The organism is Pseudomonas sp. K2I15 (assembly GCF_002204795.1).
Lineage (GTDB): Bacteria > Pseudomonadota > Gammaproteobacteria > Pseudomonadales > Pseudomonadaceae > Aquipseudomonas.
In genome coordinates this window covers 403794-425587 of record NZ_NIXO01000001.1, presented here as the reverse complement: position 1 = coordinate 425587, position 21794 = coordinate 403794, and the positions used below count along the sequence as shown (strand labels likewise).

Genomic DNA, 21794 nt, shown 5'->3' with positions numbered 1-21794 from the left:
CTTAATGTATTGGCTGACACGCCGCTTTCGCGAGCAAGCCTGCTCCCACATTTTGATTGGGGGCAGACCCTAAAATCCGGTTTAGAGGCTTTTTGCAGACGCCGGATTAATCATCCGCGCCAACCCAAGGTTCTTCAGCGCCAATTGCAACGAGCTGTGGATAACTTGCGGGTTGTCGATGGTCATCAACTCCGCCAGCAGTTCCTTGGCCCGGCTCAGGTTGATCTGGCGCAGCATCCATTTCACCTTCGGCAAGTTGGTGGCGTTCATCGACAAGCTGTCAAAGCCCATCGCCATCAACAGCACCGCCGCCGCCGGGTCACCGGCCATCTCGCCACAGATACTCACCTGCTTGCCTTCGGCATGGGCGTCACGCACCACGTTCTGCAACGCTTGCAGCACCGCCGGGTGCAGGTAGTCGTAGAGGTCGGCCACCCGCGGGTTGTTGCGGTCCACGGCCAGCAGGTACTGGGTCAGGTCGTTGGAACCCACCGACAGGAAGTCCACCTGCCGCGCCAGCTCTTTAGCCTGGTACACCGCGGCCGGAATCTCGATCATCACGCCAATCGGCGGCATCGGCACGTCGGCGCCTTCGTCGCGCACTTCGCCCCAGGCCCGGTGGATCAGGTGCAGGGCTTCTTCCAGCTCGTGGGTGCCGGAGATCATCGGGAGCAGAATGCGCAGGTTGTTCAGGCCTTCGCTGGCCTTGAGCATCGCGCGGGTCTGAACGAGGAAGATTTCCGGGTGGTCGAGGGTAACGCGAATACCGCGCCAGCCAAGGAAGGGGTTGTCTTCCTTGATCGGGAAATACGACAGTGACTTGTCGCCGCCAATGTCCAGGCTGCGCATGGTCACCGGCAGCGGATGGAAGGCGGACAGTTGCTCGCGATAAATCGCCAGCTGCTCCTTCTCACTCGGAAAACGCTGGTTGATCATGAACGGCACTTCGGTGCGGTACAGCCCTACACCTTCGGCGCCACGCTGTTGTGCCCGTGCCACGTCCGCCAGCAGGCCGGTGTTGACCAGCAGCGGTACGCGGTGGCCGTCAAGGGTCACGCACGGCAGTTCGCGCAGGGCGTCGAGGCCCTGGGACAGCTGGCGCTCTTCTTCCACCACTTCGGCGTATTGCTTGCGCAACACTTCGCTGGGGTTGGTGTAGACCTCGCCGTGGTAGCCGTCGACGATCATTTCGATGCCGTCGACCTTGGAATACGGCAGGTCCACCAGGCCCATCACCGTCGGGATGCCCATGGCCCGGGCCAGGATCGCGACGTGGGAGTTGCCCGAACCCAATACCGAGACCAGGCCCACCAGTTTACCTTCCGGCACTTCGCCGAGCATGGTGGCGGTCAGTTCTTCACTGATCAGGATGGTGTTGTCGGGGTATACCAGCGTGGTCGAGCGTTCTTCCTGCAGGTAGGCCAGCAGACGGCGACCGAGGTCTTTCACGTCCGAGGCGCGTTCGCGCAGGTAGGCGTCGTCCATCAATTCAAAACGGTTGACGTGATCGGTGACCACCTGGCGCAGCGCGCCCTGGGCCCACTGGCCGGTCTTGATCACGCCCTTGACTTCGCTGCCCAGGGACGCGTCGTCGAGCATCATCAGGTACACGTCGAACAACGCCCGTTCTTCAGGCCGCAGCTGGGTGGCCAGCTTGGTCGACAGGGTGCGCATGTCATTGCGCACGCCTTCGAGGGCGGTCTTGAACAGGATGATTTCAGCGTCGATGTCGGTGACGGTCTTGTCCGGCACCACGTCCAGGTCGGCGGGTGGCAGCATGACCACGGCGGTACCGACGGCCGCGCCAGGCGAACCCGGCACGCCGACGAACTTGGCTTCCTGGATGCCCTTGCCCTGGCGCCCCAGGCCGCGAATCGAACCGGTGGCCTCGGCGTGGGCGATAACCCCGGCGAGTTGCGCGCTCATGGTCACGAGGAAGGCTTCTTCACCCTCGTCGAACTGGCGGCGTTCTTTTTGCTGGATGACCAACACGCCGACAACGCGGCGGTGGTGAATGATCGGTGCACCGAGGAACGAGGCGTAGCGCTCTTCGCCGGTTTCGGCAAAGTAGCGATAACGCGGGTGATCGGCAGCGTTTTCGAGGTTCAGGGGTTCTTCGCGCGTCCCCACCAGGCCCACCAGACCTTCATTGGGCGCCATGCTGACCTTGCCGATGGAGCGCTTGTTCAAGCCCTCGGTGGCCATCAGGACAAAACGGTTGGTCTCGGGGTCCAGCAGGTAAACCGAGCAGACCTGGCTGCCCATGGCTTCCTTGACGCGCAACACAATAATCCCCAACGCCGCCTTGAGATCCTTGGCGGAGTTAACTTCCTGGACGATCTTGCGCAGCGTATTGAGCATGGCTCGGGGTCGAACTCCGTCGTCAGTCGCGCGCTAAAAGGCGCGGGGCAAGCTCTTTAAGAGCGCGACGATAAACCTCGCGCTTGAATGTCACCACCTGGCCCAACGGATACCAATAACTGACCCAGCGCCAGCCATCGAACTCCGGTTTACCGGTCAAATCCATCCGCACCCGCTGCTCGTTGGAGATCAGGCGCAGGAGAAACCATTTCTGTTTCTGGCCGATGCACAGCGGTTGGCTGTGGGTACGTACCAGACGTTGCGGCAAACGATAGCGCAACCAGCCTCGGGTGCAGGCCAGAATTTGCACATCTTCACGTTCAAGGCCTACTTCTTCGTTCAACTCGCGGTACAAGGCGTCTTCAGGGGTTTCGTCGGGGTTGATCCCGCCTTGAGGAAACTGCCAGGCATCTTGGTTGATACGGCGAGCCCATAGCACCTGTCCGGCATCATTCGTAAGAATAATCCCGACATTAGGACGGAAACCATCGGGGTCGATCACGGCAACAACCTCGCAAACGCATGTCACCGCATTGTTCCACAAAGATTGATACAGCGGCAACGAGGCTGCTTACCTTATGTGCACTCTTGTGAAAAGACCGTATTCTGGACGCCTTTTTACAGACTTTTCAGCGAGTAACTGCAATGCGCCTGGCTTTATTCGACTTGGACAACACGCTTTTGGGGGGTGACAGCGATCACGCCTGGGGCGATTACCTCTGTGAACGCGGGATTCTCGACGCAGTGGCCTACAAGGCCCGCAACGACGAGTTCTACCAGGATTACCTGGCCGGCACGCTGGATAACGCCGAATACCTGAACTTCTGCCTGGAAATCCTCGGCCGCACCGAGATGGCCCAGCTGGATGAATGGCACCGCGACTACATGCGCGACTGCATCGAGCCGATCATGCTGCCCCAGGCGGTTGAATTGCTGGCCACGCACCGCGCGGCGGGCGACAAGCTGGTGATCATCACCGCGACCAACCGCTTTGTGACGGCCCCGATTGCGGAGCGGCTGGGGGTTGAAACCCTGATTGCGACGGAATGCGAGATGGAAGGTGGCCGTTACACCGGGCGCAGTACGGATATTCCGTGCTTTCGCGAGGGCAAGGTGACGCGCTTGAATCGTTGGCTGGAAGAGACCGGGTATAACCTGGAGGACAGCTACTTTTACAGCGATTCGATGAATGACCTGCCGTTGCTGGAACAGGTGACGCATGCGGTGGCGGTGGATCCGGATCCGAATCTGCGGGCTGAGGCCGAGAAGCGTGGCTGGCCGGTGATTAGCCTGCGCGGCTGATAAAGCTTTCGCGAGCAAGCCCGCTCCCACATTTGATCGAGTTCCACCTTTGGAATGCAGTCGAATGTGGGAGCGGGCTTGCTCGCGAATGAAGGCGACCCGGTTTCAAGCCTTAAACGGGTTTGGCCCCCATCAACCCGGCAATCGCCACAAACCCCACCAGGCTCACAACCGCCAGCGCCACGGTGAAGTTCAAACTCCCCGCCCCGCCCAACCGCAGTCGATTAAGCCGCGCCACCAGCCAGAACCAGCTCAGCGCCGCCACGGTGTAGATCACACTCGAGCCCAAAATCCAGGTTTGCCCCAGCGGCCAGCCGATCAAATGCGCCAGCCACCAGCCGGTGAACGGCATGCTCACCACGCAAATCCCCATCAACAGCCACACAAACACCCACGGCCGCTGCACGGTATAGGCAGGCCCCGCGCTGCGTTTGCGCCAGGCCAGCACCGCCAGCGCAACACCGCTGAGCAGCAGCAACACCGTGGCCGCGACGTGGATAACTTTAAGGGTGGTCAGCGTTTCCATGTTCTCGATTCCTTGAAGGCCGCTCAGTCAGCGTAGTCGCTCAACCGAGGAACAGCTGGTAGGCCGGGTTATCACTTTCATCCCAATACGGGTAGCCAATGGCCTCCAGCGCTGCCGGCACCAGGTGGCGCTCGTCCGCCGGCACTTGCAGGCCCGCCACCACACGCCCATCGGCTGCGCCGTGGTTGCGATAGTGGAACATCGAGATGTTCCAGCGCCCGCCCAATTTGTTAAGAAAGTTGAACAACGCCCCCGGACGCTCCGGGAATTCGAAGCGCAGCACCACTTCGTCGCTGACTTTTGCCGCATGGCCACCGACCATATGACGAATGTGCAGCTTGGCCAGCTCGTTTTCCGTCAGGTCCAGCACCGGGAAACCCTGGCTGGTGAGGCTGGCGATCAGCGCGCTGCGCGGGTCGTTTTCCGGGTGGGTCTGCACGCCAACAAAAATGTGCGCCTCACGGCCGGAGTGGTAGCGATAGTTGAATTCGGTGATCTGGCGCTTGCCCACGGCCTCGCAGAAGGCCTTGAAGCTGCCCGGCTTCTCGGGAATGGTCACGGCGATGATGGCTTCGCGGCCTTCACCCAGCTCGGCGCGCTCGGCCACATGGCGCAGGCGGTCGAAGTTGACGTTGGCCCCGGAATCAATCGCCACCAGGGTTTGCCCGGTGATGCCACGGGTCTCGACGTACTTCTTGATTCCGGCCACGCCCAGGGCGCCAGCGGGTTCTGTGATGGAGCGGGTGTCGTCGTAGATGTCCTTGATCGCCGCGCAGATTTCATCGGTGCTGACGGTGATCACTTCATCCACGTAATCCTTGCAGATGTCGAAGGTGTGCTGGCCGATCTGCGCCACCGCCACGCCGTCGGCGAAGATGCCCACGGTCGGCAATACCACGCGCTCGCCCGCCGCCATGGCGGCTTGCAGGCAGTTGGAGTCGTCTGGCTCGACGCCGATGATCTTGATCTCAGGCCGCAGGTACTTCACGTACGCCGCGATACCGGCGATCAAACCGCCGCCGCCCACCGGCACGAAAATCGCGTCCAGCGGCCCCGGGTGCTGGCGCAGAATCTCCATCGCCACGGTGCCCTGCCCGGCAATGGTGTGCGGATCATCGTAGGGGTGAATGTAGACGTAGCCTTTTTCGTCGACCAGCTTCAGCGAATACGCCAGCGCCTCCGGGAAGGAGTCCCCGTGCAGCACCACTTTGCCGCCACGGGAGCGCACGCCTTCGACCTTGATCTCGGGCGTGGTCTTGGGCATCACGATGGTGGCCTTGACCCCCAGCACCTTGGCCGCCAGGGCCAGGCCCTGGGCGTGGTTGCCCGCCGAAGCGGTGACCACGCCGCGCGCACGCTCCTCCAAACTCAGTTGGGTCAGCTTGTTGTAGGCGCCGCGAATCTTGAACGAGAACACCGGCTGCAAGTCTTCGCGCTTGAGCCAGACCTTGTTGCCCAGGCGCTCGGAGAGCTGGCGGGCGGTCTGCAGCGGGGTTTCTACGGCAACGTCGTAAACGCGCGAGGTGAGGATCTTTTTGACGTACTGTTCAAGCATCGGAAAGCATCACTGGGCGGGTTGGGCAGGGCCAAGGAGTCTAACCCAGCGTTTGGCCGGGCGACCACACGAAAACAGAGGTTTTGTTGGGTTATACTCGCGCCCCTCTTTACTCCCCGCCCGTTCCGGAGCCCGCATGACCCAGGATCAACTCAAACAGGCAGTGGCCCAGGCCGCCGTCGATTTAATCCTTCCTAAACTCGACGATAAAAGCATCGTCGGTGTCGGCACCGGCTCCACCGCCAACTGCTTTATCGACGCGCTGGCCTTGCACAAGGGCGCGTTCGACGGCGCAGTCGCCAGTTCCGAAGCCACCGCTGCACGGCTCAAGGGCCACGGTATTCCGGTGTACGAGCTGAACACCGTCAGCGACCTGGAGTTCTATGTCGACGGTGCCGATGAAAGCGACGCGCACCTGAACCTGATCAAGGGCGGCGGCGCAGCCCTGACCCGCGAGAAGATCGTTGCGGCCGTGGCCAAGACCTTCATCTGCATCGCCGACGCCAGCAAACTGGTGCCGGTACTCGGCGCCTTCCCCCTGCCGGTGGAAGTGATCCCGATGGCCCGCAGCCACGTGGCCCGCGAGCTGGTGAAACTGGGCGGCGACCCGGTGTACCGCGAAGGCGTGCTGACCGACAATGGCAACATCATCATCGACGTGTTCAATATGCAGATCACCAACCCGGTGGAGCTGGAGCGTCAGATCAACGCCATCGTCGGCGTCGTCACTAACGGCCTGTTCGCAGCCCGCCCGGCTGACGTTCTGCTGCTGGGCACCCCGGAAGGCGTGAAAACCCTCAAGGCATAATGCAAAGCCCGCTCCCACATTTGTTCTGCACAAGACTCAAGACTTGGTTTTTTTGAATACATAGAAAAGATTGGGCTCACTGACCATGTACAACGTGCCGTCGTTGTCCATGGCAATCCCTTCGGCCTGAGGCACTCGCTGCTTCAGGCCATGGCGCCCCTTGAGCAGCGACAAACTGCTCAGGGGGCGACCGTCGATATCCAGTTCCAGCACCAGGAATGACTCATCCGACAGCGCCAGCAAATGGCCGCTGCGCTCATCGTATTGCAGGCTCGACAGGTCGCGCACAAACAACCCGGCATCGCGCTTGGGGTTGTTGATCACGTGCACCGAGTAGGTTTTTTCCGGTTTGAAATGGGGAAAGCCGTGGACCTCGTAGATCAGCATCGGATCGCGCTCCTTGGCCACAAACAGGCGCTTGCCCACCGAGTCATAGGCCAGGCCTTCGAAACCCTTGTTGCCACCCAGGTGTACGCCGAGGGTCATTTGCTCGGCATCCGCAGCATCCAGGAATTGGGTGTCGTCATCCACATGGACCTTGATCAGCCGCTGCTGGTGCTCATCGCTGATGACGTAGGTGTTGTCGCTGATGTACTCCACCGCCTCGGCATCACCAAAGCCCACCAGCGCAATGCGCCGCAGGATTTTGCCGTCCAGGGACAGCTCGACCAACTCGGCATTCTTGTTGGTGACGGTAAACAGGCTGTTGCGCACCGGATCAAAGGTCAGGGCCGAGACATCATCGTCGAGGCCATCGATCACCTGCGCTTCCAGGTTCACCTGGTAATCCCCTAGGCCAATCGAACGTTCGTCAGCAGGATGGCGCCAGGATTGCCAGTTGAACCACGCACGTTCGAACAGACGAAATTGCTGAGCAACCACGCCGCAAGCCACCAGGGCGAGCAGGACCAGGATGAAAAACGCAGGTTTGGGGCGGGCAAGTCGACGCATCAGGGCGGGGCTCAAAGTGAAAACTGGCGAATGAATATCACGGTCGCCTGAATTTAAACTTAAACGCCCCGGGTGTCTGGCGGATGCCGCAGATAGAGAAAAATCTGACGTAATCGAACTACTGAGCCTGCTTCTCGAAGCGATAGAACAGGTTCGGCTCGCTGACCATGTACAGCGTGCCGTTCTCGTCCATAGTCACGCCTTCGGCACGGGGAATGGTGTTCTTCAAGCCATTGAAGCCGCCGAGCAAGGTCATGAAGCTGACCTGCTCGCCTTTTTCGTCCAGCTCCAGCAGCAGATGGGAGTCGGCCGACAGCGCCAGCAGATGGCCAGTGCGTGGGTCGACGGTCAGTGCCGAGAGGTTGCGCATGTCCAGTTCAGTGTTGGCGAGCTTTTGCTTGTCGCCGGTGAGGGTCTGGCTGCCGTCGCTTTTCCAGGTGAACAGGGCCGGTGGGCGCTCTTCGCCGAGGATCAGCTGTTGGTTGCGCTTGTCCCAGGTGACCGCTTCAAAGGCTTTGTTCTGGTCCTTGGAGGGGCCCAGGTCATAGGACGGGAAGTCAGCCTTGTTCAATTGCTGGGTCTGTGGGTCGACCTTGATGATGGTCAGGCTGTGCTGGCGCTCATCGACCACAGCCATCAGACCGTTTTCCATCATGGTCACGCCTTCCGGGTTGTTCCAGCCGTTGAGCGGCATCTTGCGCAGCACGTCGCCTTGCAGGGTCAGCTCAACCAGGAACGGGTTCTTGCCCATGACCGAAAACAGGGTTTTGGTCTGCGGGTTATAGGCCAGGTCCGAGGCTTCGTCCTTCTCCATGCCGGGCAGCAGCTTGGCGTCGATCACCGCGTGGTAGTCCGGCAGCCAGACGCTTTGCAGGCGCTCGGTCGGGGTTTCGAAGCGCTCTGCCACCCACAGCAAGCCACGGTCGTCCCAGTGCATCGCCCAGGCCACGCCATAGATGATCGCGCCGGCCAGGAACAGCCAGGAATACCAGCGCATGGCAAAGCGTGAACGCAGCGTGGGTTTTACGGATGGGAGAGGCACGGCCATTTCGCTTTCCAGAAAGTCAGCTTTAGGGGATAGCACAGGATCAGAGGGTCCGCGCGCAGGAGGCTGAGGATTATCCGGATGGGGTGTGAAAAAAATGCAAAACCCGATATCTCCAGGCAAACACAAAACAATGTGGGAGCGGGCTTGCTCGCGAATGCGGTGTATCAGTCGACAGATTCGGTGACTGACACTGCGCCTTCGCGAGCAAGCCCGCTCCCACATTTTTGACCGCGGTTGCCAGGTATTAGCGAACGCTGCTTTCGAAACGGCTCACACCCGGTAGTTCCAACACCAGCTCATCACCCACATTCAGCGGGCCCACGCCTGCCGGCGTGCCAGTGAGGATTACATCCCCGGCCTGCAGCGAGAAGCAGCCGGCCATGTACTGGATCATCGGGATGATCGGGTTGAGCATGATCGCGCTGTTGCCGTCCTGGCGCACTTCGCCATTGATGGTCAGGCGGATGCCGATGTCGGTCACGTCCGGGAAGGTGCTGCCAACGACGAACGGTGCAATCACCGCCGCGCCATCAAACGACTTGGCGATTTCCCACGGCAGGCCCTTGGCTTTCAGCTCGGCCTGTTTGTCCCGCAGGGTCAAGTCCAGGGCCGGGGCGAAGCCGGAGATGGCGTCCAGCACTTCTTCGCGGCTCGGCTTGGTCGACAACGGCTTGCCGATCAACACCGCGATTTCCGCTTCGTAATGCACCGAACCGCGCTCGGTAGGGATGGCAAAACCGCCTTCCAGCGCCACCACGCAGCTGCCTGGCTTGATAAACAGCAGCGGCTCGGTAGGTACCGGGTTATCCAGTTCCTTGGCGTGTTCGGCGTAGTTACGCCCGATGCACACCACTTTCCCTAGCGGAAAGTGAATATTGGTGCCGTCGACATACTTGTGCTGGTAGCTCATGGACCGACTCCTTCAGGGACTGTTAAACAGCGAAAATCTTGCCCGGGTTCATGATCCCGTTAGGGTCGAACACCGCTTTCACTGCCTTCATGTATTCAATTTCAACCGGCGAGCGGCTGTAGGTCAGGTAATCGCGCTTGGTCATGCCCACCCCGTGTTCGGCCGAGATCGAGCCGTTGTACTTCTGCACAGTCTCGAACACCCACTTGTTGACGGTGGCGCACTTGGCGAAGAACTCGTCCTTGCTCAGGGTTTCCGGCTTGAGGATGTTCAAGTGCAGGTTGCCGTCGCCGATGTGACCGAACCAGACGATTTCGAAATCCGGGTAGTGTTCGCCGACGATCGCGTCGATTTCCTTCAGGAATGCCGGCACTTTCGACACGGTGACCGAAATGTCGTTCTTGTAGGGCGTCCAGTGGGAGATGGTCTCGGAGATGTACTCGCGCAGCTTCCACAGGTTGTGCAGTTGGGTTTCGCTCTGGCTCATCACGCCGTCCAGCACCCAGCCCTGCTCCACGCAGTGCTCGAACGTGGCCAGGGCATCGTTGGCCACTTCTTCGGTGGTCGCTTCAAATTCCAGCAGCGCGTAGCACGGGCAGTCGGATTCGAACGGCGCCGGCACGTCGCCACGGCCGAGGACTTTGGCCAGGGCCTTGTCGGAGAAGAACTCGAAAGCGGTCAGGTCCAGCTTGCTTTGGAAGGCGTGCAGCACCGGCATGATCGAGTCGAAGTCGGTGGTGCCCAGCACCATGGCCGTGAGGTTTTTCGGCGCACGGTCCAGGCGCATGGTGGCCTCGACCACAAAGCCCAGGGTGCCTTCAGCGCCGATGAACAGCTGGCGCATGTCGTAGCCGGTGGCGTTCTTGATCAGGTCTTTGTTCAGTTCCAGCAGGTCGCCCTTGCCGGTGACGACTTTCATGCCGGCTACCCAGTTACGGGTCATGCCGTAGCGAATGACCTTGATCCCGCCGGCATTGGTGCCGATATTGCCGCCAATCTGGCTGGAACCGGACGAGGCGAAGTCCACCGGGTAGTACAGGCCTTTTTCTTCGGCGACGTTCTGCAATTGCTTGGTGACCACGCCCGGCTGGCACACGGCGGTGCGGTCGGTGAGGTTCACGTCGAGAATCTGGTTCATATAGTCGAACGACACGACCACTTCGCCATTGGCTGCCACTGCAGCGGCCGACAGGCCGGTACGGCCACCGGACGGCACCAGCGCCATCTTGTGCTCATTGGCCCAACGGACAATGGCCTGCACCTGTTCGGTGGTCTTCGGGAAGACGATGGCCACCGGGGCCGGCGCGAAATGCTTGGTCCAGTCCTTGCCGTAAGCCTCAAGGGAGTCAGCATCGGTCAGGACCTTGCCAGGCTCAACCAGGGTCTTCAGCTCATCAATCAGGGCAGGATGGGTCATCGACAGAACTCTCGAACAATTCATGGTCATCCTGAGAACGCTTCACGTCGCAGGAATGGGTGTTTAGCGGGGCACGTATGCTAGCATACCGCCCCCGCAGGATAGTGCCCAAGGGCGTTCTGCGGTGACGGCTTTCCTGCCGTCCGGGTCAGCTTGCGCTGCTCGATTCCCTGCCATTTTTCTCCGGGATACAGGTTTACGCAGATGAGCAAGACTTCTCTCGATAAGAGCAAGATCAAGTTCCTTCTTCTGGAAGGCGTCCACCCATCGGCCGTCGAAGTCCTGAAGGCCGCCGGGTACACCAGCATTGAGTACATCACCAGTTCTCTGCCGGAAGCCCAGCTAAAGGAAAAGATCGCCGACGCGCACTTTATCGGCATTCGCTCCCGCACTCAGCTGACCGAAGAGGTCTTCGATCACGCCAAGAAGTTGGTGGCTGTCGGCTGTTTCTGCATCGGCACCAACCAGGTCGACCTTAACGCTGCGCGCGAGCGCGGCATCGCGGTGTTCAACGCACCGTACTCCAACACCCGCTCCGTAGCCGAGCTGGTATTGGCCGAGGCGATCCTGTTGTTGCGCGGCATTCCTGAGAAGAACGCTTCCTGCCACCGTGGCGGCTGGATCAAGAGCGCAGCCAACTCCTTCGAAATCCGCGGCAAGAAGCTGGGTATCGTCGGTTACGGCTCGATCGGCACTCAACTGTCGGTTCTGGCCGAAGGCCTTGGCATGCAGGTGTTCTTCTACGACACCCTGACCAAGCTGCCATTGGGCAACGCTACCCAAGTGGGCAGCCTGACCGAGCTGTTGGGCATGTCCGACATCGTGACCCTGCACGTACCGGAAACCGCTGAGACCCAGTGGATGATCGGCGAGAAGGAAATCCGCGCCATCAAGAAGGGCGGGATCCTGATCAACGCCGCACGCGGCACCGTGGTCGAGCTGGATGCCCTGGCCGACGCGATCAAGGACAAGCACCTGATCGGCGCCGCCATCGACGTGTTCCCGGTAGAGCCACGCTCTAACGACGACATCTTCGAAAGCCCGCTGCGTGGCCTGGACAACGTGATCCTGACCCCGCACATCGGCGGTTCCACCGCTGAAGCCCAAGCCAACATCGGCCTGGAAGTGTCGGAGAAACTGGTCAAGTACAGCGACAACGGTACGTCGGTGTCCTCGGTCAACTTCCCGGAAGTGGCCCTGCCGGCTCACCCTGGCAAGCACCGTCTGCTGCACATCCACCAGAACATCCCTGGCGTGATGATGGAGATCAACAAGGTCTTCGCAGAAAACGGCATCAACATTTCCGGTCAGTTCCTGCAGACCAACGAGAAAGTCGGCTACGTGGTTATCGACGTAGACGCCGAGTACTCGGACCTGGCGCAAGAGAAGCTGCAACACATCAACGGCACTATCCGTAGCCGCGTGTTGTTCTAATCGTTAAAACGTGCACAAAAAAGGGAGACCCTCGGGTCTCCCTTTTTTTGTCTGAACAAATCTTACTTGACGTTAACCGTGATGACTTTAGACGCTACAGTCGGGTTGAACTGCATGTGCAGTTTGTCGCCGGCTACCAGTTGCAGTGTGTGTTTGCCTGGGGCGAGGGTCAGCTCGGTTTCGGTCTGGGCCTTGCCGTAGTGGATCACGGTGTCGGTGGCCGGGATCGGTACGCTGGCGTCCGGCAGGGCTTTCTGGTCGATCAGCAGGTGGTGGTGGCCGGTGCCCGGGTCCTGGCTGGTGGCCGGGGCCAGTTTCAGGCCTTCCATGCCGAATTTCACGGTGAAGGTTTTATCGACGGTGGCGCCATCTTTCGGCGACACGATAAACACCTTGGCACCTTCAGGCGGCGCGCTACGCGCAATGCCATCGGCGGCGGTTGCCAGCATCGAAACGCCCAAGAGCAGGCTGGCCAGCGTTGTACGGGTCAAAAAGGCTTTCATTCACTTCTCCAGTTTTTCCGGGAAATCTGTAGGGTTATGACAACTTCGCGACAAATTGCTGTCCAAGGCACTCAACACCATAGCAAAGCGAGCCTGAACAGCGCGTCGCTCATTCGAATTCTTTAGGAGAGACCATGCGTTTGCTGCCTGGCCTGTTACTTTTACTGCCCCTTGTGAGCCCCTTGGCCCATGCCGAACTGATCGACGACGTGTTTGACCGTGGGGAATTGCGCATCGCTCTGGAAGCCAACACCCCACCGTTCAATTTCAAGGAAGGCGAAAAACTCACCGGTTTTGAAGTGGAACTGGGTGAATTGCTGGCCAAGGAAATGGACGTACGCGCCTCCTTTATCACTGTCGATGCGGCGGATTTGCTGCCGGGCGTAGAAAGCGCCAAGTACGACGTGGCGATCAACCATATCGCTATGACTCCTGAACTGGCGGATCGTTTCGACTTCAGCGAGCCCTACAGCTACTCCAGCGCACAGCTGATCGTGCGCAAACAGGAACAACGCCCGCTGGGCAGCTTTGCAGCGCTCAAGGGCAAGGCGTTGGGCGTGGCCCAAGGCAGCCAGTTCGTGGAGCAGGCGCGCACCGCCGAGGGTATTGATTTGCGTAGCTATGCCGATGCCAAGCAGCCGATCAAGGACGTCGCCGACCAACAGATCGATGCGGCCATCAGTGACCGGCTGCTGATTCCCTACGCGATTCGTGACAGCGAGTTGCCTGTGAAGGGAGGTGCAGACGTCGGCCCGACGTTGAGCCTGGCGATTCCATTCCAAAAGGGTAACCCGGCGTTCAAGGCCAGCCTGGACAAGGCCCTGCAACGAGTGAAAGCCGATGGCCGGCTGACGGCGTTGTCGGAGAAGTGGTTCGGGATGGATGCGAGCAAGCCGGTGGCCAAGGCCGAATAAACGACTCGGTCAATGTGGGAGCGGGCTTGCTCGCGAATGCGGTGGGTCAGCTTGAACATCTGGCGACTGATACTCCGCTTTCACGAGCAAGCCCGCTCCCACAGTTGATCTATGTCGGGCTCGATAATTTTGCCAGGGCCACTGCGGCTTCGGGCAGTTCCAGTTCACTGAACACCAACACCCCATGGCGCTTGAGCAACGCCGCCGTCACGCCTTCGCCCGTCACCTTCACGCCGGTGAAGGTGCCGTCATAGGTCAGCAGATTGCCGCAAGACGGGCTGTTGGCCTTGAGCACGGCGACCCGGATATTGTGGCATTGCACCAACGCCAACGCCTGACGGGCACCATCGAGGAAGGCTCCGCTGACATCTTCCCCTTGGGCCGTCAGCACTTGAGCGCGCCCTTCCCAGACATCAATCCCCTGCCCGCCCGGGATCTCGGCCGACGGGCGCGGCGTCGGCAAACCACCCGCCACTTCCGGGCACACGGCAACCACCCGACCTTCGGCCTGCCACGCGGCCAGTTGGTCGAAAGGCCCGCTGGCCCCTCCGTCGTAGCGTACCCGGTGCCCCAGCAGGCAGCGGCTGACCAGTATCTTTTGCATCATCAAAACGGCTCGTTACCCCGCCGGCGAAACCAGCCGGTGAGGGACAGGCGTTCGCGGGTGGCGGGCATGACTTCATGGGGAATTTCCCCCGACAGAAACACCACCAGGCAACCACCGGTGGGCACCACATCGTATTCGACGTCGCCCTTGAGGTACATGCGCAACTGGCCACCGTGCTCCGGCAGCCAGGCGTTGTTCAAGTAGATCACCGCCGACACCATGCGCCGGTCGTCATCGCGAAAACGGTCCACATGCTTGAGGTAAAACGCCCCCGGCGGGTACAGCGCGAAGTGGCTTTCGAAGTCTTCCAGGCCCAGGAACAGGCCCCGGTTCATCGCCACCCGCAGGCTGTCCATCAATTCCAGATAGTTGTCGCAGGCGACCACTTCACCCGGCTCCAGCCACTGGATATGGTCACCCCGAATACCCTCGCGAATCTCCTGGGACGGCCCGCGCCCGACGGCTGCCGGTGCCAATTCGCCTTCGGCGGCGCGTTTATGGCACTCAGCCGCAAGTTCGAGGGTCAGAGCCTCGGGCAGGAAGATATTCTGCTGCGACCAGCCTTGTGCGGCCAGATCATCGACAATGCGTAGCAGCAGCGGGTGATCGGAGGGTATGGGCATGGCGCGCATAGTATCCATACGCCTGTGAATCCGACAGCGCCGCCGAGCGTCTGAATACACTTTAGTCAGGTGACCGATAGGATTTCTCGACAAATCCTACGCCCGACACGGACAATAGTGGCCGACTGACAGGAGTCCATATGCGTCGTTTGTTTTTTTCCTTGCTGATGTTCTGCGTTTTGCCCGCCTGGGCAGACAGCCATGACCAGTTGTACAAGGTCGCCGGCTGGGCAGACCAGCGCGCGCATTTTAATGACGCCCTCAGTGCCGCCCAGCAGCGCTACCGCAACAGCTTGCCGCCCGCGGTGTATCAGGCGCTGGTGGACAACAGCAATAAACGCTTTGCGCCCCAGTCGGTAGACCAGCGCGCCGAAGCGCAGCTGCGCAAGAATTTGGCGGACCCGAAGCCGGCATTGGCCTTCTTCCAGTCGCCCCTTGGCCGCAAGATTGTCGCCGCCGAGTTGCTGGCCACCCGTCGTGATCAACTGGCGAAGAATGCCCAGGGCTTGCCGCATATCGAAGCCGACGCCACCCGTAGCTTGATCATCGGGCATTTGGCCCAGGCGCTGCCTGCGCGGGAAGCCGGGGCTGAAGTCAGCCTGGCGATCGCCGGTGTGGCCGCCGACAGCTTGAGCCAGATGATCCCCGGCCTGTTGGGCGGAGGTCAGGCGCAAGGCATGTTGAACGGCCAGCGTGAACGGTTGATGCAGCAGATTGGCAATGATCTGAACAACACGCTGCTGTACGTCTACCGGGATTTGTCCGACCCGGAGCTGGAAGAGTTCGCAACGTTCGCGGAGTCGCCAGACGGCAAGGCGTATTACAAGGCGGCCCTGGCGGCGATTCGCGCCGGTTTGGCCGTTGGCCAAAGCACTTCAAACTTGGCGCAGTAACCCTGTGGGAGCGGGCTTGCTCGCGAAGACGGTGTGTCAGTCACTGGATATGTTGACTGATCCACCGCTTTCGCGAGCAAGCCCGCTCCCGCATTTCGATTGTGTTATTTCAGGTGGTCGCTGAGAAACCTGAAGTATTGCTGCCGAATCTCCGGAATCTCATTCGCCAGATGATGCCTGCCGCGCGGCAGCATCAAGACCTCCGGCTGGTCGAACTTGCTGCGCAGCACCTTCAGGTTGTGCTGCCAGTCCACCGTCATGTCCTCCTCGCCCTGCACGATCAACGGCCTGCGCGTACTGCGTGGCGCCGCTTCAATGCGTTTGATCCAGCGCGCCAACGCACCCACCCAAGCGGTCGGCAGTTGCCGTGGCTGCAACGGGTCAGCCTCCAGGAACGGCTTGAACTGCGGGTCGTTGGTGTTATCGCTGAAACGCCGGGCGATGCCTTTGACGAACGGCCGGAGCAGGTAATAACTGAGCTGCGACCAGCCCCACGCGCGCGGCCGCACCAACGGTGACAGCAAAAAGGTCTTGCCCTGCGCCGGGCTGTCAGCGCCGTGGCTAAGCAGGTGATCCACCACAATCGCGCCGCCGGTGCTTTGCCCGAACAAGTGCCACGGCTGCGGCAATTGCAGCGCCTTGGCCTGTTCAAACAGCGCCTGCACCACGTCCTGGTACACCGCAAAATCATCGATGCTGGCCCGCTCTCCGCTGGACAGGCCATGGCCCGGCAAGTCGCAGGCGATCACTACAAAGCCCTGGTCCAGCGCCCAATCCACGGCGTTGCGGTACAGGCCCATATGGTCGTAGAAGCCATGAAACAGGAACATCGTCGCCACAGGTTGCGGCGGCCACCACACCTGGCAAACCACGTCGAACCCGTCCACCGCAAAGCGCCCCAGGCGGCTCACCGCCGGCACCTTGCGGGCAGGCAGGTCCAGGCCGTAGAAGCGCTGGTAGACCCGGGCCTCGGCTGAAAGCGGCTGCGCGTCCACCAGGGGCCGCAAGCTTTCGCGTAGATGATCAGGGTCAAACGTAACGGGCATAAGAACTTCCAGACTGTGGCTTCAACGCATTGAACAGATGAATATCGAGCCGCGATATTCATCTGTCAGGGCAAGCATGGCAAGCTATGCGTCCTCCGAGGATTGATCCAAATGCGACAGCCCTACCGCACCACCCTCTTCGCCAGCCTGATCGTGATCATTTGCGCCGGCGTGTTATGGGCGGCGTATGACTGGTTCCAGGGTCGTTACCTGCGGGCGTTCAGCGAGCATACGGCGGTGTTTTCCGGTGACGCCCTGAGCCTGCCCGCCGAGCTTGCCGGCCCGGGCCCCATCCGGCTGGTGCACTTCTGGGACCCGGCCTGCCCGTGCAACGTCGGTAACCAGCAGCACCTCGGCGAGCTGATCGAGCAGTACGCTCCCCAAGGCGTGGAGTTCTATTCCCTGCAGAAAGCCGGCAGCCACGGCCAGTTGCCCGCTACTCTCGGCGCAATGAAGGCCCTCAAGGCCGTGCCCGGCGCCCAACACCTGCCGGCCAGCCCCGCCGTGGGCATCTGGGACCGCAGCGGCAAGCTGGCCTATTTCGGGCCCTACAGCGAAGGGCTGACCTGTAACTCCAGCAACAGCTTTATCGAGCCCATCCTGCAAGCCCTCGGAGCCGGGCGCGAGGTCAATGCGACCCACACCCTGGCGGTAGGCTGTTATTGCGAGTGGAACGCCGCAGCCCCTCCACCCTGACCCGGGCGCAAGCTGAACAGACGCTGTTCGTTCGGCAAACTCGAACAACTGTATCGGCATGCTCCTGTATCGTAAGCAGCTAGCGGGGCGGACGGCGTTTGAGTCGTCGGTGCCAGGCGTATAAGCAGACGACACGGGAACACATGAGCCAATTAACCATCATCCTCTGGATGCTCAACGTTATCGTTGATACGTCCGGCCAGTTGGCGTTCAAAGCCGCTGCCTCAGCCAGCGCCGAGCATGACGGCATGGCCCACTGGCGCCATATGCTCAAGCGTCCGTGGATCTGGCTGGGCATCATCTGCTACGTCTTCGAGTTCGTGCTGTGGCTGGCCTTCCTGACCCTGGTGCCGTTGTCGGTCGGGGTGATGCTGGGCTCCATCAACATTGTCGTGATCATGATTGCCGGGCGTTTCCTGTTCAAGGAAAGCCTGACCAAATGGCGGTTGATCGGCATCATGCTGATCGCCTGTGGCGTGACCGTCGTGGGGTTTGAGTAATGAAACGGTTTTATATCCTGGGTTTTCTGTCGCTGATCATTTTCGATACGTTGGCGCAGGTCAGTTTTAAATTCGCCTCGATTCATGCCGAGCCGCTGACGATGGACGCCGCCTGGCTGATACGCGTGTTCGGTGCGCCATGGATCTACGGCGCATTTGTGGGCTACATCGGCGCGTTCTTTACCTGGATGACCCTGCTCAAGTACGCGCCAGTCGGCCCGGCGTTTGCGGCCTCACACCTGGAGCTGATCAGCGTGACGCTGATCTCTGTCTGGCTGTTCAACGACACCTTGACCCTGCCCAAAGTCGTCGGTGGCGCGCTGATTATCGCGGGCATCCTGTGCCTGGCGCGCAGCGAAGACAAAGAGAGCAAGACCGTCGAGGCCGAGCCATCGCAGACGCTGGCGTCATGACCCGCGTTGCCAGCCAACGGGAGATCCCGCCAACGGCGGGGCTTCCCCTACGCTGGCAGGATTTATTCAGCGTTTCAGGCGACCTGGCCCGTTCGCTGGCCCAGCAACTCGATATTCCCCTGCCGGCCCTGCCCTGCTCTGGCACCGCCGCACTGATCATGGCGCTGCGCGTGTTGCAGCAGCGCATGCCTGGGCGCACCGAGCTCATCGTGCCGGCGTATACCTGCCCGCTGGTGGCCCTGGCTGCGCATCACTGCCCGCCTTTGCGCGTGGTGCCGTGCGATTTACAGCCCGGCAGCATCGACCTGGACGAGCAACAGCTGGCGCAGCTGTGCAACCAAAACACCTTGGCGATCGTCGTCACCCACCTGGCTGGGCGCGTGGCGGATGTGGATGCCGCCAAACGCATTGCCGAGCCGCTCGGCGTGGCGGTCATCGAAGACGCCGCCCAAGCCATGGGCGCGCTGGATGAGGGCAAAAGTGTCGGGCTTAAAGGCGACATCGGTTTTTTCAGCATGGCGCTGGGCAAAGGCCTGACCACGGCAGAAGGCGGCGTGTTGTTCAGCCGGGACGCGTCGCTGCATCAGGCGCTGCACCAGCAATGCCGGCAGGATTTGCCCTTCAGCCTGCGCTGGGAACTGCAACGCAGCGCCGAGCTGTGGGGCTATGCCGCAGCCTATCAGCCTCGCGGCCTGAAGTACGTGTATGGCAAACCATTGCGTGCGGCGCTGGCGCGGGGCGATGAAGTGGCGGCGGTGGGCGATGACTTTTCCGTCGACGATATTCCGTTGCACCGCCTGGGCGGCTATCGCCAGAAGGTCGGCGCCGCAGCGCTGGTACGCTTGCCCGAGTATTTGCAGCAAGGGCGCCAGCGGGCATTGCGCCGCGTGGCGCAGCTCAACAGCTTGCCCGGCGTTTCGGTATTGGCCGACAGCCCGGGCCAGCAAGGAACCTGGCCCTTCCTGATGGTGGTGATGCCCAGCGCACAAACCCGCGATACCGCGATGGCGCAACTGTGGACGGCCGGCCTGGGCGTCACCCGCCTGTTCATCCACGTATTGCCGGGCTACCCGGCACTCGCCCCGCTGTTACAGCCAGGCGCCGAGATCCCCTGCGCACAAAGCTTCGCCGCCCAGACGCTGTCGATCAGCAACAGCCACTGGCTGACGGACGAACTGTTTGAGCAAGTACTGGATCATCTACGGCGGATTCTTAAACGCTGACCCAGCTCTGATCGATACGGGTCAACAAGCGCGCATTCAACTCATTCTGCTGCTGTTGCCAGATGACCACCTGGTTTTCCGGCAACTCTTCCTGGCCATCAGAGGCACTCAGCCACCGCTTGAACTTGCTCTGGTAGTGATAGGCCGAAACGTCGCCGGTAATGTCCGCACCAATAATGTTGCCATGGCAGGCATCGATCAGCGCATTCAAGTGCTTCTCCAGAAACTCGCCCTGGTCCCAGTTGGTATTCACCACTTCCGGGCTCAGCACGTCTTTATCGATGGAGAGATACACCGGCAGCGAGCGGTCGAGTTGCGCCAGGAACGCGCTCATCAACTCGTCCGCGTTGGTGAAGGCGCGATTGCTGCGGCCTGCGCCGATCCAGTTCAACCAGCGGGTATCAACGTTGGTGTTCCAGTAGGTCAGCTTGCGTTTCACCAGCGGTGACCAGTGATTCTCCCAGGCGTGCTTGAGGGAAATGTCCGGCGAACCAATGCCTAGCACGTGAACATGCTCGACCTGCGGCAGGCGGCTGGCCCAGTAAACCCACGAACCACAATGGATACCAAACGGATAGCGCATGTTGTCGGGGTGGTTGTCGCAAATGATCAGCTGGATTTTTTGCTGGGTGGGCAGGCGGTTCAGCAACAGCTGGCTGAGGTGATGATAGTCACCGCTGCCGGTAAACACGCAGCCGTAGTCACTGGGCATCTGTGCTTGCAGGGCGCTCTCCAGCTCCTTGAACTGCGCCCAGCGGCAGCCGAAACGAATCTTCTCCTGCCAGGCTTGCAGTGGCAGGGTAATGGCGCCGGGAATGTTATTCACGGCGCCATCAAAATCGAGGATCAATGCGGGTCGGGCCTGGCTCATGCGGTTTGCTCCTGCTGCCACTGCATGTCGCTTTCAAAATGGTGTCGGAAACGGCTCAACACCTTGCGCAGCAGCGGGTTACGCACCCACACCAGATGGCGGGTGAAGGTGAACCTGGCGCCGAGGCTGGACTTGACCTGCGGATCGGTCCAGCCCGCCACGTAAAACTGCAGGCCCTTTTCCAGGGCGTACTCCAGGTTCACAAACCAGCTGACGAAGTACAGGTTGTGCTCCAGCGCCAGCGGGTAGTTAAGGCCGATGTACTTGTCGAGCAGCTTGCCGTCTTGCACATAGCACAGGTTATAACCGACCAGTTCATCCTCGTCCCAATAGCAGAACACATGCCCGCCACTGCTGGCATCGGTGAGCAACTGGATGAAGAATTCGGGCGTGAGCAAATCGAAGTGGATTTCGCTCTGCGCGTACACCGCCTTGTACAGCCGGTACAGTTCCTGCTGCCATTGCTCATCGCTGAACCGCGTATCGCCGGTGTCCAGGATCTCAATGCGCAGTTCGTCGCGGCTGCGCAACTTGCGGCGAATATTACGGCGCCGGCTATGGGACAACCGCGACAGATACTCGTCAATCGAGGTGAAGTCGATGGGTACATAGGCCAGCGCCTGGCCTTCGACACTGATGAACCCGCGCTGGGTGCAGGCCTCGATCAAGCCTTGTGCGTAGCGATTGTCCTCGACGCTGAGCAGCGGAGAATCCAGCGGTACGTCTTTGACGATGGTGAGTTTGCGTTGCGGTGCACATTCTTCTTGCAGCCATTGCGCCATATCCTGTGGCGGTACGTTCAGCGGGAACGGCGAATATTCACTGACCGTGGTGCCGACAAAGCAGGTGTCGATATGCAGCCATGACTGCCACCAGCGGTACCCCGGCCAACTGCGCAGGCGGGCGCGCAGCTCATCGTCGGCGGTGGTTTGCAGGTCGAACCGGGTGAAAAAGTACGGCAGTCCCTGTGCTGACAGCTGGGCGTTGAAGCCCACCGGCGGGTATCGCAAAAAGCTGCTGATCAGCGATGGCGTTTCCATGCAGCAGGCATAAGGCACCTGTGCACGGCTGGGATCTGTCATAAATTGCATTCCGAAAGTGATAGCAAAGGCGCGCCCGGATGGCCCGTTGAGTCGTGGCGCCGCTGGTTTCATGTAACAGAGTAAACATAATAACCCGCCCACCCACGCCGA

At 60.6% G+C, this 21794-nt stretch carries 23 protein-coding genes; 9 read left to right on the top strand and 14 right to left on the bottom strand.

Annotation, left to right across the window (positions count from 1 at the left end):
• Positions 1–81 precede the first annotated feature (81 nt).
• Both ptsP and CEC48_RS02030 read right to left on the bottom strand, forming a co-directional pair.
• Positions 82–2361 (bottom strand): phosphoenolpyruvate--protein phosphotransferase, encoded by a 2280-nt coding sequence (ptsP, locus tag CEC48_RS02035; RefSeq protein WP_088422197.1) that lies wholly within the window; start codon positions 2359–2361, stop codon positions 82–84.
• A gap of 22 nt (positions 2362–2383) precedes the next feature.
• Complete coding sequence (locus CEC48_RS02030; RefSeq protein WP_003176750.1) at positions 2384–2863, bottom strand: RNA pyrophosphohydrolase; 480 nt, start codon at positions 2861–2863, stop codon at positions 2384–2386.
• A 143-nt stretch (positions 2864–3006) separates the two neighbouring features.
• Here CEC48_RS02030 and CEC48_RS02025 point away from each other — a divergent pair, with 143 nt between their 5' ends.
• Positions 3007–3663: an HAD family phosphatase gene (locus CEC48_RS02025; RefSeq protein ID WP_088422196.1), complete on the top strand. Its 657-nt coding sequence runs from the start codon at positions 3007–3009 to the stop codon at positions 3661–3663.
• A 112-nt stretch (positions 3664–3775) separates the two neighbouring features.
• Here the strand turns inward: CEC48_RS02025 and CEC48_RS02020 are convergent, their stop codons facing one another.
• Entirely contained in the window at positions 3776–4189 is a 414-nt protein-coding gene (locus CEC48_RS02020; RefSeq protein ID WP_088422195.1) for a DUF2269 family protein, read from the bottom strand.
• 40 nt (positions 4190–4229) lie between these two features.
• On the bottom strand, positions 4230–5744 hold the full coding sequence (ilvA, locus tag CEC48_RS02015; protein WP_088422194.1) for a threonine ammonia-lyase, biosynthetic: 1515 nt from the start codon (positions 5742–5744) through the stop codon (positions 4230–4232).
• 136 nt (positions 5745–5880) lie between these two features.
• Here ilvA and rpiA point away from each other — a divergent pair, with 136 nt between their 5' ends.
• Positions 5881–6552, top strand: coding sequence for a ribose-5-phosphate isomerase RpiA (rpiA, locus tag CEC48_RS02010; protein WP_008438935.1), 672 nt, complete (start codon positions 5881–5883; stop codon positions 6550–6552).
• A 36-nt stretch (positions 6553–6588) separates the two neighbouring features.
• On the opposite strand, the gene CEC48_RS02005 is transcribed toward rpiA, so the two are convergent.
• The 4 genes from CEC48_RS02005 to CEC48_RS01990 form a co-directional block, all read right to left on the bottom strand.
• On the bottom strand, positions 6589–7503 hold the full coding sequence (locus tag CEC48_RS02005) for an SdiA-regulated domain-containing protein (protein WP_088422193.1): 915 nt from the start codon (positions 7501–7503) through the stop codon (positions 6589–6591).
• Between the two features lie 118 nt (positions 7504–7621).
• A complete protein-coding gene (locus CEC48_RS02000) occupies positions 7622–8551 on the bottom strand; it encodes an SdiA-regulated domain-containing protein (protein WP_088422192.1) in 930 nt (309 codons plus the stop codon).
• Between the two features lie 244 nt (positions 8552–8795).
• The gene (locus CEC48_RS01995) at positions 8796–9461 is read right to left on the bottom strand and encodes a fumarylacetoacetate hydrolase family protein (RefSeq protein ID WP_010167806.1); all 666 of its coding nucleotides are present in this window, start codon (positions 9459–9461) and stop codon (positions 8796–8798) included.
• A 22-nt stretch (positions 9462–9483) separates the two neighbouring features.
• The gene (locus tag CEC48_RS01990; protein WP_088422191.1) at positions 9484–10878 is read right to left on the bottom strand and encodes an FAD-binding oxidoreductase; all 1395 of its coding nucleotides are present in this window, start codon (positions 10876–10878) and stop codon (positions 9484–9486) included.
• Positions 10879–11082: 204 nt separating this feature from the next.
• Between CEC48_RS01990 and serA the strand changes: the two genes are divergently transcribed.
• Positions 11083–12312 (top strand): phosphoglycerate dehydrogenase, encoded by a 1230-nt coding sequence (gene serA, locus CEC48_RS01980; RefSeq protein WP_088422190.1) that lies wholly within the window; start codon positions 11083–11085, stop codon positions 12310–12312.
• A gap of 62 nt (positions 12313–12374) precedes the next feature.
• Here serA and CEC48_RS01975 read toward each other — a convergent pair whose 3' ends face one another.
• Complete coding sequence (locus tag CEC48_RS01975; RefSeq protein WP_088422189.1) at positions 12375–12815, bottom strand: DUF4399 domain-containing protein; 441 nt, start codon at positions 12813–12815, stop codon at positions 12375–12377.
• Positions 12816–12949: 134 nt separating this feature from the next.
• Between CEC48_RS01975 and CEC48_RS01970 the strand changes: the two genes are divergently transcribed.
• A complete protein-coding gene (locus tag CEC48_RS01970; RefSeq protein WP_088422188.1) occupies positions 12950–13729 on the top strand; it encodes a transporter substrate-binding domain-containing protein in 780 nt (259 codons plus the stop codon).
• 109 nt (positions 13730–13838) lie between these two features.
• Here the strand turns inward: CEC48_RS01970 and CEC48_RS01965 are convergent, their stop codons facing one another.
• Both CEC48_RS01965 and CEC48_RS01960 read right to left on the bottom strand, forming a co-directional pair.
• The gene (locus CEC48_RS01965) at positions 13839–14333 is read right to left on the bottom strand and encodes a DUF523 domain-containing protein (protein ID WP_088422229.1); all 495 of its coding nucleotides are present in this window, start codon (positions 14331–14333) and stop codon (positions 13839–13841) included.
• A gap of 2 nt (positions 14334–14335) precedes the next feature.
• Entirely contained in the window at positions 14336–14968 is a 633-nt protein-coding gene (locus CEC48_RS01960; protein WP_088422187.1) for a 2OG-Fe(II) oxygenase, read from the bottom strand.
• Between the two features lie 131 nt (positions 14969–15099).
• Here CEC48_RS01960 and CEC48_RS01955 point away from each other — a divergent pair, with 131 nt between their 5' ends.
• Positions 15100–15852, top strand: a complete 753-nt coding sequence (locus tag CEC48_RS01955) for a DUF2059 domain-containing protein (RefSeq protein WP_088422186.1) — start codon at positions 15100–15102, stop codon at positions 15850–15852.
• 104 nt (positions 15853–15956) lie between these two features.
• Here the strand turns inward: CEC48_RS01955 and CEC48_RS01950 are convergent, their stop codons facing one another.
• Positions 15957–16898, bottom strand: coding sequence for an alpha/beta hydrolase (locus CEC48_RS01950; RefSeq protein ID WP_088422185.1), 942 nt, complete (start codon positions 16896–16898; stop codon positions 15957–15959).
• 111 nt (positions 16899–17009) lie between these two features.
• Here CEC48_RS01950 and CEC48_RS01945 point away from each other — a divergent pair, with 111 nt between their 5' ends.
• The 4 genes from CEC48_RS01945 to CEC48_RS01930 all read left to right on the top strand — a co-directional run bounded on the left by CEC48_RS01945 (position 17010) and on the right by CEC48_RS01930 (position 19730).
• Positions 17010–17594 (top strand): DUF6436 domain-containing protein, encoded by a 585-nt coding sequence (locus CEC48_RS01945; protein WP_088422184.1) that lies wholly within the window; start codon positions 17010–17012, stop codon positions 17592–17594.
• Between the two features lie 143 nt (positions 17595–17737).
• Positions 17738–18094: an EamA family transporter gene (locus CEC48_RS01940; RefSeq protein ID WP_088422183.1), complete on the top strand. Its 357-nt coding sequence runs from the start codon at positions 17738–17740 to the stop codon at positions 18092–18094.
• Entirely contained in the window at positions 18094–18507 is a 414-nt protein-coding gene (locus CEC48_RS01935) for a multidrug efflux SMR transporter (protein ID WP_003213866.1), read from the top strand. Before CEC48_RS01940 ends, CEC48_RS01935 begins: the two co-directional genes overlap by 1 nt.
• Positions 18504–19730, top strand: coding sequence for a DegT/DnrJ/EryC1/StrS family aminotransferase (locus CEC48_RS01930; RefSeq protein ID WP_088422182.1), 1227 nt, complete (start codon positions 18504–18506; stop codon positions 19728–19730). The genes CEC48_RS01935 and CEC48_RS01930 overlap by 4 nt, the downstream gene beginning before the upstream one ends.
• Here the strand turns inward: CEC48_RS01930 and CEC48_RS01925 are convergent.
• Positions 19720–20601: an arginase family protein gene (locus tag CEC48_RS01925; RefSeq protein ID WP_088422181.1), complete on the bottom strand. Its 882-nt coding sequence runs from the start codon at positions 20599–20601 to the stop codon at positions 19720–19722. The two genes, CEC48_RS01930 and CEC48_RS01925, sit on opposite strands and share 11 nt — an antisense overlap.
• Positions 20598–21683 (bottom strand): GNAT family N-acetyltransferase, encoded by a 1086-nt coding sequence (locus tag CEC48_RS01920; RefSeq protein ID WP_088422180.1) that lies wholly within the window; start codon positions 21681–21683, stop codon positions 20598–20600. The genes CEC48_RS01925 and CEC48_RS01920 overlap by 4 nt, the downstream gene beginning before the upstream one ends.
• Positions 21684–21794 lie beyond the last annotated feature (111 nt).

Coding starts and splice junctions, on each gene's coding strand:
- CEC48_RS02005 (WP_088422193.1), bottom strand. CDS start 7,503: ATGCGTCGACTTGCCCGCCCCAAACCTGCGTTTTTCATCCTGGTCCTG.
- CEC48_RS01925 (WP_088422181.1), bottom strand. CDS start 20,601: ATGAGCCAGGCCCGACCCGCATTGATCCTCGATTTTGATGGCGCCGTG.
- CEC48_RS01995 (WP_010167806.1), bottom strand. CDS start 9,461: ATGAGCTACCAGCACAAGTATGTCGACGGCACCAATATTCACTTTCCG.
- CEC48_RS02000 (WP_088422192.1), bottom strand. CDS start 8,551: ATGGCCGTGCCTCTCCCATCCGTAAAACCCACGCTGCGTTCACGCTTT.
- CEC48_RS01970 (WP_088422188.1), top strand. CDS start 12,950: ATGCGTTTGCTGCCTGGCCTGTTACTTTTACTGCCCCTTGTGAGCCCC.
- CEC48_RS02025 (WP_088422196.1), top strand. CDS start 3,007: ATGCGCCTGGCTTTATTCGACTTGGACAACACGCTTTTGGGGGGTGAC.
- CEC48_RS01920 (WP_088422180.1), bottom strand. CDS start 21,683: ATGACAGATCCCAGCCGTGCACAGGTGCCTTATGCCTGCTGCATGGAA.
- ilvA (WP_088422194.1), bottom strand. CDS start 5,744: ATGCTTGAACAGTACGTCAAAAAGATCCTCACCTCGCGCGTTTACGAC.
- CEC48_RS01975 (WP_088422189.1), bottom strand. CDS start 12,815: ATGAAAGCCTTTTTGACCCGTACAACGCTGGCCAGCCTGCTCTTGGGC.
- ptsP (WP_088422197.1), bottom strand. CDS start 2,361: ATGCTCAATACGCTGCGCAAGATCGTCCAGGAAGTTAACTCCGCCAAG.
- CEC48_RS01950 (WP_088422185.1), bottom strand. CDS start 16,898: ATGCCCGTTACGTTTGACCCTGATCATCTACGCGAAAGCTTGCGGCCC.
- CEC48_RS01935 (WP_003213866.1), top strand. CDS start 18,094: ATGAAACGGTTTTATATCCTGGGTTTTCTGTCGCTGATCATTTTCGAT.
- CEC48_RS02020 (WP_088422195.1), bottom strand. CDS start 4,189: ATGGAAACGCTGACCACCCTTAAAGTTATCCACGTCGCGGCCACGGTG.
- CEC48_RS01930 (WP_088422182.1), top strand. CDS start 18,504: ATGACCCGCGTTGCCAGCCAACGGGAGATCCCGCCAACGGCGGGGCTT.
- CEC48_RS01940 (WP_088422183.1), top strand. CDS start 17,738: ATGAGCCAATTAACCATCATCCTCTGGATGCTCAACGTTATCGTTGAT.
- CEC48_RS01960 (WP_088422187.1), bottom strand. CDS start 14,968: ATGCGCGCCATGCCCATACCCTCCGATCACCCGCTGCTGCTACGCATT.
- CEC48_RS01965 (WP_088422229.1), bottom strand. CDS start 14,333: ATGCAAAAGATACTGGTCAGCCGCTGCCTGCTGGGGCACCGGGTACGC.
- CEC48_RS01955 (WP_088422186.1), top strand. CDS start 15,100: ATGCGTCGTTTGTTTTTTTCCTTGCTGATGTTCTGCGTTTTGCCCGCC.
- rpiA (WP_008438935.1), top strand. CDS start 5,881: ATGACCCAGGATCAACTCAAACAGGCAGTGGCCCAGGCCGCCGTCGAT.
- CEC48_RS01990 (WP_088422191.1), bottom strand. CDS start 10,878: ATGACCCATCCTGCCCTGATTGATGAGCTGAAGACCCTGGTTGAGCCT.
- CEC48_RS01945 (WP_088422184.1), top strand. CDS start 17,010: ATGCGACAGCCCTACCGCACCACCCTCTTCGCCAGCCTGATCGTGATC.
- serA (WP_088422190.1), top strand. CDS start 11,083: ATGAGCAAGACTTCTCTCGATAAGAGCAAGATCAAGTTCCTTCTTCTG.